10 protein-coding genes are annotated in these 15,289 nt (G+C 61.4%); 3 read left to right on the top strand and 7 right to left on the bottom strand.

The window, feature by feature from the left end; genetic code table 11:
- Nucleotides 1–451: 451 nt before the first annotated feature.
- A complete protein-coding gene (locus QRN42_RS00960) occupies nucleotides 452–2,146 on the bottom strand; it encodes an FG-GAP-like repeat-containing protein (RefSeq protein ID WP_284977602.1) in 1,695 nt (564 codons plus the stop codon).
- Between the two features lie 348 nt (nucleotides 2,147–2,494).
- Here QRN42_RS00960 and QRN42_RS00955 point away from each other — a divergent pair, with 348 nt between their 5' ends.
- Both QRN42_RS00955 and QRN42_RS00950 read left to right on the top strand, forming a co-directional pair.
- On the top strand, nucleotides 2,495–3,661 hold the full coding sequence (locus tag QRN42_RS00955; RefSeq protein WP_284977601.1) for a glycosyltransferase family 4 protein: 1,167 nt from the start codon (nucleotides 2,495–2,497) through the stop codon (nucleotides 3,659–3,661).
- Nucleotides 3,658–5,040, top strand: coding sequence for a UDP-glucose dehydrogenase family protein (locus QRN42_RS00950; RefSeq protein ID WP_284977600.1), 1,383 nt, complete (start codon nucleotides 3,658–3,660; stop codon nucleotides 5,038–5,040). The genes QRN42_RS00955 and QRN42_RS00950 overlap by 4 nt, the downstream gene beginning before the upstream one ends.
- A gap of 144 nt (nucleotides 5,041–5,184) precedes the next feature.
- Here QRN42_RS00950 and QRN42_RS00945 read toward each other — a convergent pair whose 3' ends face one another.
- The 4 genes from QRN42_RS00945 to cspE all read right to left on the bottom strand — a co-directional run bounded on the left by QRN42_RS00945 (nucleotide 5,185) and on the right by cspE (nucleotide 10,522).
- Nucleotides 5,185–5,724: a nucleoside/nucleotide kinase family protein gene (locus QRN42_RS00945; RefSeq protein WP_284977599.1), complete on the bottom strand. Its 540-nt coding sequence runs from the start codon at nucleotides 5,722–5,724 to the stop codon at nucleotides 5,185–5,187.
- Nucleotides 5,725–6,006: 282 nt separating this feature from the next.
- Nucleotides 6,007–7,269: an APC family permease gene (locus QRN42_RS00940; protein ID WP_284977598.1), complete on the bottom strand. Its 1,263-nt coding sequence runs from the start codon at nucleotides 7,267–7,269 to the stop codon at nucleotides 6,007–6,009.
- Between the two features lie 78 nt (nucleotides 7,270–7,347).
- A complete protein-coding gene (locus QRN42_RS00935) occupies nucleotides 7,348–9,915 on the bottom strand; it encodes a helix-turn-helix transcriptional regulator (RefSeq protein ID WP_284977597.1) in 2,568 nt (855 codons plus the stop codon).
- Nucleotides 9,916–10,318: 403 nt separating this feature from the next.
- The gene (cspE, locus tag QRN42_RS00930) at nucleotides 10,319–10,522 is read right to left on the bottom strand and encodes a transcription antiterminator/RNA stability regulator CspE (RefSeq protein WP_284974272.1); all 204 of its coding nucleotides are present in this window, start codon (nucleotides 10,520–10,522) and stop codon (nucleotides 10,319–10,321) included.
- A gap of 314 nt (nucleotides 10,523–10,836) precedes the next feature.
- Here cspE and QRN42_RS00925 point away from each other — a divergent pair, with 314 nt between their 5' ends.
- Nucleotides 10,837–11,202 (top strand): TfoX/Sxy family protein, encoded by a 366-nt coding sequence (locus QRN42_RS00925; protein ID WP_284977596.1) that lies wholly within the window; start codon nucleotides 10,837–10,839, stop codon nucleotides 11,200–11,202.
- 57 nt (nucleotides 11,203–11,259) lie between these two features.
- Here QRN42_RS00925 and QRN42_RS00920 read toward each other — a convergent pair whose 3' ends face one another.
- Nucleotides 11,260–11,886, bottom strand: a complete 627-nt coding sequence (locus tag QRN42_RS00920; protein WP_284977595.1) for a dihydrofolate reductase family protein — start codon at nucleotides 11,884–11,886, stop codon at nucleotides 11,260–11,262.
- Nucleotides 11,887–12,066: 180 nt separating this feature from the next.
- On the bottom strand, nucleotides 12,067–15,222 hold the full coding sequence (locus tag QRN42_RS00915) for a DEAD/DEAH box helicase (protein ID WP_284977594.1): 3,156 nt from the start codon (nucleotides 15,220–15,222) through the stop codon (nucleotides 12,067–12,069).
- Nucleotides 15,223–15,289 lie beyond the last annotated feature (67 nt).

The following is a 15,289-nucleotide window of genomic DNA, read 5'->3' as shown; positions in this document are numbered from 1 at the left end:
AGGGCTCGTACGGCTCGGATTAGTACGGGGTTTCCACAGTCATCCGCGCCGACGACCGTCCGACCTACCCTGGGAATCCCCAGCAGAATGCTGCAGTCAGCGTGTGGGCTTCCGGAGACTCAGCCAGCTCGGCGTGAAGGGGACAAGTCATGTGGCCTGGGGTAAGACCGAGGAACAAAAGCGAGAAGAACGAGCAGCCAGGGAGGCACTTGAACTCGAAGCCAAAAAGGCAAGGGTGGAGGCTAGGTATGCTGCAAGTCCAGTCGGGCGGGCGGCTGCCGGTTTTGAAAACCCTGAGCGGCTGGCAACTCATCGGATTACGTGACCAACCTGAGCAGGCGGACTTGTGCACTACTCGCAAGTTGTAGACGACATTGGGAACAGGCAGCTGGAGCTTCCGAAGAAGCGGCACAGCCTAACGCCCGGACCCGGCTGTCGGCCTTACGGGCTGTCAAAGAATCGCCGTCATGCCACCCCACCCCGTACCAACTCGAGACGCCGTAGGCCACACTGTTCCCCCGGTACCTGCGTACAGCCACAGCTCGCCGGCGGAGTTTCGAGCGAGGATATCCGACTGGCCATCGCCGTTAAAGTCGCCCGGTCCAACAAGAGAGTCCAGGCCGTTCCAGGAACTCCCCGTCCAACGCTGCTGCAGCCAGCCTCCGGATCCGTTACCAGGGTAGAGCCACAGCACACCTCCGCCGTCACGGGCAACGACGTCGGGCGCCCCGTCGCCGTTGAAGTCCCCGACGCCGGTGATCTCGGACATTCCGTTCCACCCCGTACCGACCTGAAGCGGCGGCAGCCAGCCACCGTAGCCATTTCCCCGGTACACCCACAGCACACCGGAGGCGGTCCGGGCGGCGACGTCGACGAACGTGTCGCCGTTGAAGTCGCCAACGGACTCGATCGCCGTCATGCCCGCCCAACCAGCGCCGACCTGCACGCGAGGCATCCACTCGCCCGAGCCCGTGCCAGGGTAGAGCCACAGCAACCCACCTCCATCGCGGGCGAGGACATCAGCGTTGCCGTCGCCGTTGAAGTCACCGGGTGCAACCAAAGCAGTCATTACGTTCCAGCCTTGCCCAACCTGCACGCGAGTCAGCCAACCACCGGTGCCGTCACCCGGGTACAGCCACAGCACTCCGGAAGCGTCCCGGGCCAAAACGTCAGCAAACCCATCGCCGTTGAAGTCGTTCTTGACTGGCCGCTCCACGGTTGCGTCAATGATTCCCACTGACGCCCGGCCGTAACTGACCACGTAGACCCTGTCGGTGGTGGTGTTGACGGCAGCGGCAACAGGCAAACTTCCCGTGTAGACGGCGTAATGGCTGTTGGTCCGTCCGTCGATGACAGTAGTTCCACCGTTGTACGTCGGCACGTAAATCTTGTTGTTAGTGTGATTTACCACCACCGCTTTGACCGTCGTATCGGTGGTTATTGTAGCGGTTTCTGCCTGGGTGACTCCGTCGAAGACGATTATCCCGCCGCTCGATGATGTTGAGTCTGTTGCGACATAGATTCGGTTGGTTGCCGGGTTCACGGCAACTATTCCGAGCCTCTTCGAAGAAGGGATGGTAGACGTTGTCGTGTCGCTGGTGCCGTCGATGACCAGCAAGCTGGGACCATACCTGACGCTGGTTGTCGCGTAGACCTTATTCGTTGCCGGGTTGATTGCCAGAGCGAGGACGCCGGCCGCCCCAACGATGTGGTCCCCCACGACTGTACCGTTAGCCCCAATGACCTTGATGGATCCGCCGGATAAGACGTAGGCCTTGCCCGTTACGGGATTCACCACGATGTCCTGCGCACCCCCAGCCAGTGCAACGAACGAGGTGGCCAGGGTGGCACCGTTGATGATCGTCACGCCATCCTTGACTCCCACATAAATCTTGTTCGTCGACTCGTTTACCCTGAGGAGGTACGGTTCCGCGCCAACCGCCACGGACGTCATGGCGTTGGTCGCGGCGTCAACAGCCGTCACTTTGCCGCCGATCTCGCTCACGTAGATCTTGTTCGTCACGGTGTTGACGGCTACATCCACTGGCATATCGCCGGTGTTCAGGTAGCCGCCTCCTGCTACGCCGGAAATAACCGAAATACCCTCGAACGTAGCAACGTATGCTTTGTCGGTCACTGGGTTCACGGCGATAGCAGACGGCCGGTCCCCAATCGGAACGAAATGTGTCACCGCATCAGCCGCGGCCGGCGGTACCGGCCCACCAAAGGTTCCCACCAACAGACCCAAGGCCAGTCCGACGGCGAGAGCCCCCGCCGCCGCCCGGCGCCGCCGTCGTACTCCACCAAGCGCGCGCGAACTACCCCCAGCAGCAAACATGGCAAGACCCCCAGAGCTCACGACGCCCAGCACGTCGATTACCGGAAGTCTACGCGCGTGCTCGGACGAAGAGACCCCCACCTGTTAACCCACTCTTCCTCCACAGGCCACCCTCCCGCACCCGCCACGCCAACCGGTCGCACCACCGTTGAAGGCGTGAGGATCGCAATCGTCGCCGAATCATTCCTGCCACTGATGAATGGGGTAACCCACTCGATACTGCGGGTGCTGGAGCATCTGCAGGAGCGCGGGGATGAGGTGATGGTGATCGCGCCGTCGACGTCGGACACTGATGTTTCGAGCGTCGAGAAGGGTGCCTATGTGCACCGGCTTCCCTCGGTGCCGCTGGCCGGGTACACGAATGTGCGGGTTGCGCTGGGTGGTGTGAATCGGGTCAAGCGAATCCTTGCCGATTTCTCTCCCGATGTCGTGCACCTCGCCTCGCCATTCGTCCTCGGCTGGCGCGCCGTGCAGGCCGCGCATCAGCTCGGCATCCCGAGCGTGGCGATCTACCAAACCGAGGTTCCCAGTTACGCCGCCCGCTATGGCGTGCCATTCCTGGAGAACTGGGCCTGGAACCGCGTGGACAACATCCACCTCCTCGCCACCCGAACGCTGGTGCCGTCCACATTCGCGCTGAACCAGTTGCGCGGACGCGGCATCCTCCGCGTGGACATGTGGCGGCGCGGTGTGGATACCGCGCGCTTCAACCCCGCGAAACGTTCGACGACGTGGCGCAGCTCAGTAGCTCCGCGGGGTCAACGGATCATCGGCTACGTCGGCCGCCTCGCCGTCGAAAAGCAGGTGGAGGACCTCGCAGTGCTGGCCGATCTGCCGAACACCAAACTCGTGATCGTGGGCGACGGGCCGCAACGCTCGGCGCTGGAGGCAGCGTTGCCTGACGCTGTGATTATGGGATTCCTCGGCGGTGACGCCCTGGCTGAGGCCGTGGCCTCCTTTGATCTTTTCGTCCATCCCGGCGAGTTCGAGACCTTCTGCCAAACCATCCAGGAAGCCATGGCATCGGGCGTTCCTGTGGTCGCGACAGGCCGCGGTGGCCCCTTGGATCTCGTCGAAAATTCACGCACCGGGTGGCTGTACGAGCCCGGGAATCTACGCCAGCTTCACGATTACGTACAGGACCTCATGGGCGACGACGCCAAGCGCCAAGCGTTCGCGACGGCCGCAACCGCGTCGGTCCAGGGGCGGACGTGGCCTGTACTCAGCGCCAATCTGGTCCGGCATTACGAAGAAGTCATCGCTACTTTCGCGGCCGAAGCCGACCCCACCGAACTTACCCCCAGCAAAGGACCCTCCTCATGAAGATTTCCGTGATTGGCTGCGGCTACCTTGGCGCCGTGCACGCCGCAACGCTCGCCTCCATGGGCCACACCGTGGTGGGGATCGACGTCGATTCCGCCAAGGTGGAACAGCTCAACAAAGCACTCGCGCCTTTCCACGAACCCGGCCTGGACGAGTTGCTCCGGGATGGTCGCACAACGGGCAGGCTCGAGTTCACCACGGACTTCTCGTTGGCCGGCGATGCTGAGGTCCATTTCCTATGCGTCGGAACCCCACAGTCCAAGACCTCGGACACGGCGGACCTCTCCTATCTCGTCGGGGCTACGAGGAGCCTCTTGCCGCACCTGGCCGTGGGCTCCGCCGTCGTCGGAAAGTCAACGGTGCCGGTAGGCACGGTGGACAAGCTGCGCGACCTGCTGGCCAGGCGCACGGACGTGCTGCTCGGCTGGAACCCTGAGTTCCTGCGCCAAGGCACGGCCGTAAAGGATTCCTTGGTTCCGGACCGGCTGGTTTACGGCGTTCCGGGCGGTAAGGGTGCCGCCGCCGGCGCCGCCATCACGGCCGTTTTGGATGCGGTGTACGAGCCACTGATCAGCGCCGGCATCCCGCGATTGGTGTGCAATTTCGCGACGGCGGAACTGATCAAATCGGCGTCGAACGCTTTCCTGGCCACGAAGGTCAGTTTCATCAACGCGATGGCAGAGCTGTGCGACGCGTCGGGCGCGGACGTGAGTGAGCTGAGCGAGGCGATGGGCCTTGATCCGCGCATCGGGAACCGGTACCTGCACGCCGGCCTCGGATTCGGCGGCGGTTGCCTGCCCAAGGACATCCGTTCGTTCCGGGCCCAAGCTCGTGAGCTCTCGGTGCCGTCCGTGGACGAATGGATGGCGTTGGTTGATTCGGTGAACCTCGATCAACGGTCACGAACCGTGGAAATCGCCCGCGACATGTGCCGCGGATTCCTGTCCGGACGTACCGTGGCGGTCCTCGGCGCCGCGTTCAAACCGGACACCGACGATATCCGGGATTCGCCCGCGCTCGACGTCGCGCAACAACTTGCCGCCGCCGGTGCACACGTCACCGTCACCGACCCTAAAGCCATCAACAACGCCTGGATCCGTTACCCGCAACTCCGCTTCGAGGCCTCCACCAAGCGTGCGCTCGAAGGCGCCGAACTGGTTTTGCTGCTCACCGAATGGAACGAATACGCCGCCCTGTCGCCTTCTGAGGCTGGGGCGCTCGTACGACGTCGAATGGTGCTGGACGCACGCAACGTCCTGGACGCCGAGGCCTGGCGAAATGCGGGGTGGACGGTTTGCGCGTTAGGCGCGGGCAGCGGTGTGCTTGAGGAACATGCGCCAGCGGCGCGGAGTGTGGAGAAGCGGGCTGCGCGGGCCTAGCGGGTTTGTACAGTCCTAACGCCGTCGCTGCAACGCCTCATCGATCGACAAGAGCCGGGCTTTTGACGGATCCGTGTTGTCAATGACTAAGGTTGCGCGCAGCCACGGCTGGGCGTTGTCGAAATAGAGACGCTGACCGCCCACCTATCGCCGCATTGAGGGGTCCTCGGGGTCCGGACTGCTGCCATCCCTAAGCGACATTCGGCGCGCGGTCTCGGCGAACGGGACATCCAGGAAGGCTGAATAGTCCCAATGATCCAGGAGTTCGTCGCGATGGAGGAACATGCCTTCCACGAGCACCAAGGCATCATTGGGGGCCGTCCTTATTTCGGAATTTATCGTGAGATTTCGGCGGGCATCCGTGATACTTGGCCGATAGCGCCCGTCCCCTCCCTTGCCCAGTGGAACGAGGACTTCTGAAGTCAGCGCTGCGTAGTTATATGTGTCGAGCCAGAAGCCTTCGGGGGAAGTGCGTCCCCTTCGGTGGCGGACCTCACGAAGGTTGAGGAAGTCGTCCACATGGATTGTCACCACGGCACGCCCTTGAACTCGTGCCGCCAGCCTCTTAGTGAAGGTTGTTTTGCCGCTGCCGTCCACGCCATCGACGGCGACCAGGTGGCGGCCCCGTCCCAGAGCCACCAGGTCATCGGCCAGGATTCCCAGAAGATCCGCTCTTGTCCCCACGCTGCTCTCCCCCATCATCCGACCATGGTGGCACACAGCGACCACCTAGGGACGCCCAGTGAGGGACCAGTTCTTCCGAAATTCCACCTAGATTCCTTTCGAGGAACACCTAGTCCGCCTTTTTCAACCCCTAGTGCTCGAAACGGCGCATAGTCTCCTGTTGTGCCTCCGGGACGGGTTCCCGGTGTCCGGCGGGAATCCCCACCCGTCCTGATGTGGAGGCGCTACGGCACGGCTCCACCCACCTACCCCCAGGTGGAGTCGTGCCCATAATCCGTTCACTCAGTCACGGACAGCCGAAAGTTTGAGCCGCACGAACCGGTAGAGAATGCCCACAAGGAACATCAGGACACCCAGCGCGGCGGATAGGGGCGGCAGTGTTGCAACCAGAAGCACGCACGCTAGCGCGCCCGCCACCTGCAGCGCCTTGGGATAGCGCCGGTCCTCGCGCGGTTGGGTGAACGCTGCCACGTTAGCCACCAAGTAGTACAGCAGCACCCCGAACGAGGAGAACCCGATGGCCCCGCGAAGATCCGCCACAGAGATGATCACGCAGATGGCCACGGCGATCACGGTCTCCGATCTGTGCGGCACCTTGTAGCGGGCGTGGACCGCGGCGAGCCAATTGGGGAGGTCGTGCTCGCGCGCCATGGCGAGGCTGGTCCGGCCTAGGCCCGCGATGAGCGCCAGGAGAGCCCCGAGCGATGCCACCGCAGCTCCGACTCGGACCACGGGCGCGGCCCACCTCAGCGTCCCATTGTCGACGGCGGCCGCGAGCGGAGTCGCGCTGGCCGCCACGCCGTCGGGCCCTAATGCTGCCAAAACGGTGACCGAGACGACGGCGTAGACCACGATCGTGATCCCCAAAGCAATGCCGATGGCCCTCGGAATCGTGCGGCGGGGATCCCGTACTTCTTCGCCCATGGTCGCGATCCGTGCATACCCTGCGAAGGCGAAGAACAGCAGCCCACCGGATTGCAGGATCCCGTACAAGCCGTGGGCCAGCAGCCCCTCCCCCGCGATATTGCCGAGGTGCGGCCCAGAACCACCCCACACCGCCGCAACTGCGATGGCAAGCGCAGCCAGAACGGCCATCACCAAAATCCGGGTCAGGCCCGCTGTCCGAGTCACGCCGTGATAGTTCACCGCCGTCAGAATCACGACGGCGACTATCGCCACCGGGCGCTCCCACCCTTGCGGGGCTGCATAGGCGGCGAAGGTCATGGCCATAGCTGCTGCACTAGCCGTTTTGCCGATCACGAATCCCCAACCGGCTAGAAACCCGGGCCACTGGCCCAGTCGTTCGCGGCCGTACACGTACGTGCCGCCCGACGTCGGATATGCGGCGGCCAGTTGAGCGGAGGATGTGGCATTGCAGAACGCGACGAAAGCTGCCACCAGCAGGCCAATGAGTAGGCCTGATCCTGCGGCTGCCGCGGCTGGCGTGAATGCGGCGAACACTCCTGCGCCGATCATGGAACCGAGGCCGATGAGGGAGGCGTCGAAAGTGCCGAGTCGTCGGGCCAGAGCCGGTGAACTGCTCACGAAAATCCTTCAGGCATCGAAGTATCAGGGCTGATGACGCACCGCGATCATCAGGGCTTAGTCCGAGCGTATCCCGTCTTACCGTGGCGGTAGCGAATTCCCGACGAGCATGAAGAGACTGCTACGGGATGTCGCGCCGGTCTTCCGCAAGGCGTTGGAAATGTGGTTCTCCACCGTTCTCGCGCTGATTCCCAAGTGCTCGCCAATCTCGACATTCGTTCGATGCCCGGCCAGGATGGCCACCTCAATTTCGCGTTCGGTCAGAGGGGTTGAGCGGAAGGAATTGAAAGAGAGCTGCTCATTTGCTGAGGGGAAACGTGCGGCGAACATTGACGAAGCCTGCGCCATGGCATCGGCGGCAGCGGTATCGCCGTCGATCACGTGGCGCCTCAATGCACCCCGGAGGAGCATGCCCACCTGGTAGGTGTCGCCGTCGGGTTGGTAGTGCTTCAGGAGGAGTCCAAGGAGCTGATGATCTCCCTCCACCACGGCCCCGGCGATCGCCAAGAGTTGCTCGTGAACGGTGATTCCGCTCCCGCGAAGGGCTTTCTGCAAGAGGTCCAGGACGGGCCTGCCCGGGCACAGGCACGTGCACAGAAGCGCGGTCATCACCGCTTCGAGGACGTAACCGCTTTTGAGTTGACGCTTGACGAGCGCGGCAGCTTTGCGGTCAAACGTCGCAGGGTGGGCGCTGTTGTGGGCGATCAGCTGATACGCGCCTTTACCAATACCCGGCAAGGGTCCGACGTCGGCAACTTCTGTCCGAGCCTGGGCGGCAATGGAGAGCGCAGGCGGAAGGGCGGTGGTGGTGTGGCGCAGACCTGCAAGCCGCAGCATCGCGTCGTACAGGGAGTCGACCACGAAGCCCGGACGGCCCATGGCAAAGACGCTGCTCATCAGGTACTCGGCTTCCTCGAAGTGACCGCGATAGAGGAGCCCGTGTACGGCGACATAGCTGCTGGTGATCACACCGAATTGGTCCAGTTTCCTTTTGGCCTCGGCGCGCCAATCCAGCGCAAACACCAGCGATTCCTCAATCCGGCCCGCGGCGAATAGTGCGAAGCCGCGGATGAACGGACGCAATTGGGGAAAGGCGTCGTCCTCATCATCGCCGTCCACGGATTGCAACGCAGCGGCTGGCTGAAAGCGGTACAACTCCAGGAGCCCGCGCACCAGATCGGTCATTCCCGACGACGGCGACGGGCCAGCGTTCGGGTCGATGCTCGGAGGGTTGGCCTGTGCAGGCAGCCGGCCGTGGGAGGCACTGATAAAAGTTATAGCGTTTTCAACTTCCTCCGCCTGTTGGGGGTTCTCTTCGGCAAAGGATCTGAGGAGGGCGACGGCCGCCGCCGGTCCTTCCCCTCTATGGATGGCAAGCATGGCCCTGGTGATGGTGATGAAAAGAAGATCAGCGGGATCGCCGCCTGTGGTGGCTGTTTCCGCGCACACACGGGCTGCCCTCGTAACGTTGACGGGGGCGCCCCAATAGACCCGAAGCAACGCCGCCGCGTTGGAGGCTGTCTTGTTGGATTCCCAGCGTTCGAAACGGAGGCGTTCCTTGGCAGCGTTGTGCTCGTGGATATGGCGGGCGGTGATGGCGTCGTCGTCGCCCTTTTCCCTACGTAAGGAGGAGAGCGCGCGAGGCAAGTTGTCCGACATCGAGGTGTTGGGGCGGGCCGTTTGTGCTGGTGCTTCCAGGAGGCCGGCTATTTTGCTGCGCAGCAAGTGCCTGTCGCGGAGCATTTTTTCGCCACGGAAGTAGTCGGCGATGACTGGAGGGCTGATGGCGGCGATGGTTCCATTGTGTTGGTCGTCCAGAACCGAGAGGAACTCGCGCCGCTCGAGGCTTTCCAAAACATCAGGTCGAACCACCCTCTGGAGGACGTCCACACGCGCGGTTCCAAGGATCGCCATGATGTGCAGGGCCTCGAATTCGTCGGGCGGCAGCTCCGCGAGCAGGGCCTCAAGCGTCCCGCTCAGGTGCTCGTTCCAAAGCGTGTCGGCAGCCATGTGCCATTGCCTGCCCTTCATGACCAGCAGCTCACTGAGTGAAGCGGTCTCGGCGATCCGGGCGATAAGGCGGGGATTGCCGGCAGACTTGGTGAGGATCCGGGCTGTCGTCTCGGCATCTGCGGGCGCACCGAGCACTTGGGCGAGGAGAGTGTGCACCTGTTCGTAGTGGAGCGGGTCCAATTGCAGGAGCGCCTCGCGGCCACTGTTGAGCACGGCAAGCTGTCCCCTGGAGTAGACCAGCGTATTGGGAGCCGTCGCAATCATGGGACAGTCGGACCTCCGCCTGACGGCTTCCAACACCGCCAGTGATTCGTTGTCCACCAAATGGAGATCATCCACCACCAGCACGTGTTTTCCGGCCTTGGCCAACTGGCTGGCCAAAACGTCCGCTATGTCGAAGACTCCCCCGCGGCCGGGACGCAGCTCTAGACCAAGGCCTTTGATGGCGGAGTAGGGTAGGGCCCGATGGGTGCGGAGTCCGGCGATGAAGTGGACATCCACGCCGGTCTTCTCCAAATTGGAGATCACGGTGCGCACCACTGTGCTCTTGCCACTGCCGGGCGCGCCCACAACCCGGACACCGATGCCGCGTGCAACAAAGTCGAGGATTCGTTGAACCTCTGAATCGAACACTCGGCCCAACCTTCTGTTTCTGGGGATCACCGGCATGCGGCTCACTTCGCAGACTAGAACGCGGCAACGGGACTAGGTGTTAAAACGGCCTTGCACAGGCCGAATATGGCTTCTCTAGGTGGTGATTTGGGCAAATCTAGGTGCTCGGAAGCGACGTCTAGGTGGTGGGCGCGCTTTTCATGTGGAGTGGACTCGGTGCTCGAGTTGTTCATCGCGGTCCCTTTGCCGTAGTGAGTGCTTGCTTCAACGCTACGGAGGGGCCGGGGAAAATTACATGGGTGTAATTCGCTATGTGGATATGTGTCCGAAAGGCTCATCAAGCACTAGAACATATCTTCTAATAGAGGGCAGACAAAAAACAGGACCGGTCAACGACCGATCCTGTTTTTTAGCTATCCGAAGCTTAGAGAGCCTGGATGTTTACAGCCTGGGGACCCTTGGGGCCCTGCTCAACATCGAAGGAAACCTTCTGGTTCTCTTCGAGGGAGCGGTAGCCGCCCGAGTTGATAGCGGAGTAGTGAGCGAAAACGTCCTGGCTGCCATCTTCAGGAGAGATGAAGCCGAAGCCCTTTTCGGAGTTGAACCATTTCACGGTACCTGTAGCCATTTTTTTCAGTCCTAACTGAAGGTGGAGATGATCCCGACTTTCGGGTCTCCGGTGTGGGGTGTTCTCCACCGTTACTTCAGAACATCGCAATCCGGAAGGACTGCGGGGACTGCCTGAACTACCAAATGCCAAACACAACAACAGTCTCAAGTGTACAGAGATTTAAGGAGATGGGAAGCGCCAGTCACACTTCTTCTCAAATTTATCCATTTGAGGGACCGCCCCGAAGCCAACCGGTCCCCTACCTTGCGGCACTCCCACGCCGTATGCTGCAGGCAGATCGCACCGCCTATTACTCCACGGGAGGGAGTTCCATGCAGATGCCCAAGCCGTCCGACGCCGACAAGGAACGCTTTAGGTCGGTAGTGCCGGATCATCCGGAGGTCGTCGTGAAACCGATGTTCGGCAATCTGGGCGCCTTCGTCAACGGCAACATGTTCGCAGGGCTGTTCGGCCCAACCATCGGCGTCCGGCTCTCAGAAGAGGACAAGTCCGAGCTCGAGTCAGCACACACAACGCAGCCCTTCGGCCCCGAAGAACGTCCTATGGGCGGCTACGTCGGCCTCCCGGAAGAGTGGAACGACGATCCCTCGCAAGCGGAGCCTTGGGTGGCCAAAGCCTTCACCCACATTGCCCAGATGCCGCCCAAAGAGCCGAAGCCCCGGGCAAGAAAGAAGTAAACGGGGGAAGTCGACTCGCCACGAGTTACAGACGTCCGGTCCGGCGTCGGCGGCTTTCTACCTTCCCGCCTGATCGGTCTGCGCCATGTCCCCCACACTAGGCGTCCCCTCAACCAAGGCATAGCGCTGCATCACTGCCCCCTTGGGCGAGGCAACCACAGGCTCGATGAGTCGGAGGTTCGCCGGCACCACCCCATCGGCAAACACCTTCTTCCCGTGGCCCAAGAGGATCGGGTAAACCCAAAGATTGAGCTGATCAAAGAGTCGCTCGGCGAACAGGGTCTGCACCAAGTCGAGGCTCCCGATAACGTGGATGTTCTCGTGCTTGCCGCGAAGCTCGCTCACCGCGGCCACCATGTCCGGGCCCAGCTGCGTGGTCCCCGCCCAGTCCAAGGTCTGAGCCCCGCGCGACGCAACATACTTGGGGATGCGGTTGAACAGTTCCGCGATTCTGCCGGTCTCGTGCGGCCAGTACGAAGCAAAGATGTCGTACGTGCGCCGCCCAAGCAGCAGCGCGTCCATGCCTTCCATCCCGGCCTCGATCTGCTGGCCCACCACCTCATCGATGAGCGGCGCCTGCCAGCCGCCAAACTCGAAACCGCTTTCGGTGTCCTCTTCAGGCCCGCCGGGCGCTTGAGCGACTCCATCGAGCGTGGTGAACAGGTCAATGTGGATGAGTCCCATGTCGGGTTCCTTCCCTGCTGCCCGTCGTCACCCCGGCGACAGGATCACTTTGAGGCTCGCACAGGAACCGTCGGGAGGCAACGGTCAGGGGACGCTCGACGACGTCGGGCGGGCGGCTGAGGGACGGTCGGTTCAGCGGAGGACCTCGAAAATTGCAGGTAAAGGACTTTCTCGGTTCGGTTACTGCCCGACGGCAGTTGCGACGGAAAAGACGTCAGCGGGCATCGACCGATGCAGCCGCCACGTAATCGCGATCGGCTTCTCGCCCTTGTGTTCAACGTAATCAACCTGCCCAAGGCACGTATACGGAACCGTCAAACCTGTTTCATCGTCCGCAGTATCCCTGGTGAAAAGTAGGATCTGCGATCCGTTAGCCTTCCTGTCCAAGTACCGCTTGCCCGTTGGGCTCATTGTCGAAGTCGCGTTTTGCGATTCCCAGTGAAACAACTCGGTGCTGATCGCATAGTCCTTATACATGGTCGTCGCAGAGTGCTTGCGATCATCCTTATTCAAGGTGACGAAGAAGGCGTCTGTTGCCGTCGCCTTGCACCACGCCACTCCCTCGCGGTGCTGCACGTTCCTGCCTTGTTCCAGCGACCCATACTGAAGCGCAGCGAGAACTTCTTCGCGTCGATACGTTGCGTGCGACAACAGCGGGATGTGCTGAAGCCCAGCGCCGAGACCCTTGGCGACGTGCTTCGATGCCGCCACGCCCAGGCGCACGATTTGCCTGATCTCACTGCACACGAACCCGTACGCGCGAAGGTGATCCAGGCCGTCGTCGTAGGTCGTGAAACCGCCGCCGTCGTCCCAAAGCGTGTAGAAGAGCATTCTTGCGAAGGTCTGCTCTCGCGGGCCCAGCTCTGCGTAGCGGGGCGCGTCCGCGGAAACGAGCATGGAATATGCCTCAGCCCGTTCCGGATCGTCGACGTGGATGAGGGCAGCCATCCGTCCGAGGAGCTTCTTCTCCTCAGCCTCAGAACGGTCGTAGTGGATGCCCTTGAGTACTGATTCGAGGCCGGAGAATCCATCAATGAGTTGGGCTTGGCGAAGGTAGCCCGTCCAGGAGTCCCGGGTTGAGCGGTAGATAGTTTTGACGTCATTACCCGATTCCTCCAGGTACTCAGCAAGCTCGGTTTTTCCGTACGAGGCAATGTCGTTAGTCAATTGACTGCGGTTATAACGAAGCTGGGCTTTGACGTTGTCCAGAACGACCTTCTGAGCCACGCGGTCCAGCACGATTTGTGAGCCCGACGGGAGGTAAGGGAATTCCTCCTCGACGGCCTTTTCGAGTTGCTTTCGTCCATAGCCCGTAAGCGCTCTGTAGCGAAGATCAAATCGGAACTCACGGCGCTGTTGCCCAATAAAGTCCAGCACCGTGAGTACAGCTTTGTCGTCTGCACGCCGAAGGCCGCGACCCAACTGCTGCAAGAAGATCGTGGCGCTCTGGGTGGGCCTCAACATGAGGATAGTGTCCACTTCCGGAATATCCAGGCCCTCGTTGAAGATGTCCACGGCGAAAATACAGTTGATTTCTCTGTTGCGCAGCTTGGTCAAAGCGTCCGCGCGTGCAGTCTCGCCGGTGCCGCCGTCGACCGCAACTGAGGGGATGCCGGCGTCGTTAAACACCCTCGACATGTAGTGCGCATGCTGAACCGAGACACAGAAGCCAATGGCGCGCATGTGGTCGGTGCCGACCACCTTGTCTCGAAGCTCGCGGATTACCTTGGCAGCACGCGCATCGTTGCCCGTATACAACCGGTCAAGTTGAGCGGTGTCGTAATTGCCGCGTTTCCACTCCACCCGACTCAAATCCACGTCGTCCGATACCCCGAAGTAGTGGAATGGGACCAGGAGATCGGCGTCCAGTGCGTCCCAAAGTCGGAGCTCGCTGGCAGTCCGCCCGTCGAAGAACTCCTTGGCAACGTTTCCGCCGTCGCCGCGCTCCGGTGTTGCGGTTAGACCGAGAAGTTGCTGAGGTTGCAAGTACTGGAGCAGTTGCCGATAGGTAGGCGCCAGCGCGTGGTGGAACTCATCTACGACGACGACGTCGAACTGGTTAGCCTCGAATTTTTCGACCCCGAGGGAGGCGAGAGACTGCACTGAAGCGAAGAGGTGCGTCCATTGCTGAGGCTTGTGGTCCCCGACGTACAGTTCACCAAAGGCCCCATCCTGCAGCACGTTTCTGTACGTCCGGAGAGATTGCTTCAGGATCTCCTGCCTATGAGCCACGAACAGCAAGGACAGGGGCCTTCCAGCTGCTTCGCAAAGCCGCTTGTAATCGAGCGCCGCTATGACGGTTTTTCCTGTGCCGGTCGCGGCCACGAGAAGGTTCTTGTTGAAGCCCTTCGATCTCTCCGCTTCAAGGTCTTCGAGCATTTCTTCCTGGTGGAGAAACGGTACGACCTCAAGCCCGGTGAGAGCGTTGGGCGCCCCCGTACGCTTTCCACCGTTACGCTCCAAAGCAGCGTCGAGCTTCTCGGCGTCTCTGTCCGGGTCATAGCTTTGGAATGCGCGTTGCTCCCAATAGCTGTCGAACGTGACCTCGAATTTCTTGAGTAGTTCAGGCGTGGCAATGGAACTCAGCCGAACGTTCCACTCGAGGCCGTCCAGCAGGGCAGCCTGGCTCAAATTCGAGCTGCCTACATATGCAGTATCGAAGCCCGTTTCACGGCGAAAAAGCCAAGCTTTGGCGTGGAGCCTGGTGGCCAGTGTCTCGTAGCTGATCTTCACCTCAGCGCCGTATCGCCGGACGAGTTCATCGATAGCCCGCCGCTCCGTGGCACCCATGTAGGTGGTGGTGATGACCCTGAACTTCACACCACGTTGATTCAACTGCTCAAGGGCCGGCTCGAGCAGCCGGAGGCCCGTCCAACGCACAAAAGCGCAAAGAAGGTCAACAGTATTGGCCGATTCAATCTCGCTTCGCAGCTCAGCTGCAAGGTTGGGGTCGTCCTTGCCGTTGGTGAGCAACGCTGAATCACTCAATTTGGTTGTCGGCCGCCTGAGTTGGCGACGTTTCATGGAATCCGCTCTGTGCAGCGAAAGAAGTTGACTCGGCCCTGGCGTGACTTCGTTGTCAGCTTGGATCTGGGACAAGAGCTTGTTGACAAGAGCGACGCGTTCGTCCGGCTTAGCCACGGATAATGCTGCCCTGACGACTTCCGCGACATGGCGGGACAGCACGTCCGGAGCATCATCATGTTCGACGGCGGCGATCGTAGCGTTGAGTTCCGGCACCAGAGCCAGCTTGGACTCAAGATCGGCCGTTTGCAGAAGTTCGTAAAGCCCTTCAGGTAGTGCTGCCCGGCTCGGTCCCCCATCGAATGTGTTCACAGCGCCAGGGTATTGGGTATGACTGACAGTGAGCAATTGGGCGCTCAGGGCGGAACCAAACCTCAAT

The organism is Arthrobacter sp. fls2-241-R2A-200 (assembly GCF_030209745.1).
GTDB lineage: Bacteria > Actinomycetota > Actinomycetes > Actinomycetales > Micrococcaceae > Arthrobacter.
Note: the sequence above shows the minus strand (reverse complement) of the source record. Positions and strands in the feature narration are given on the sequence as shown.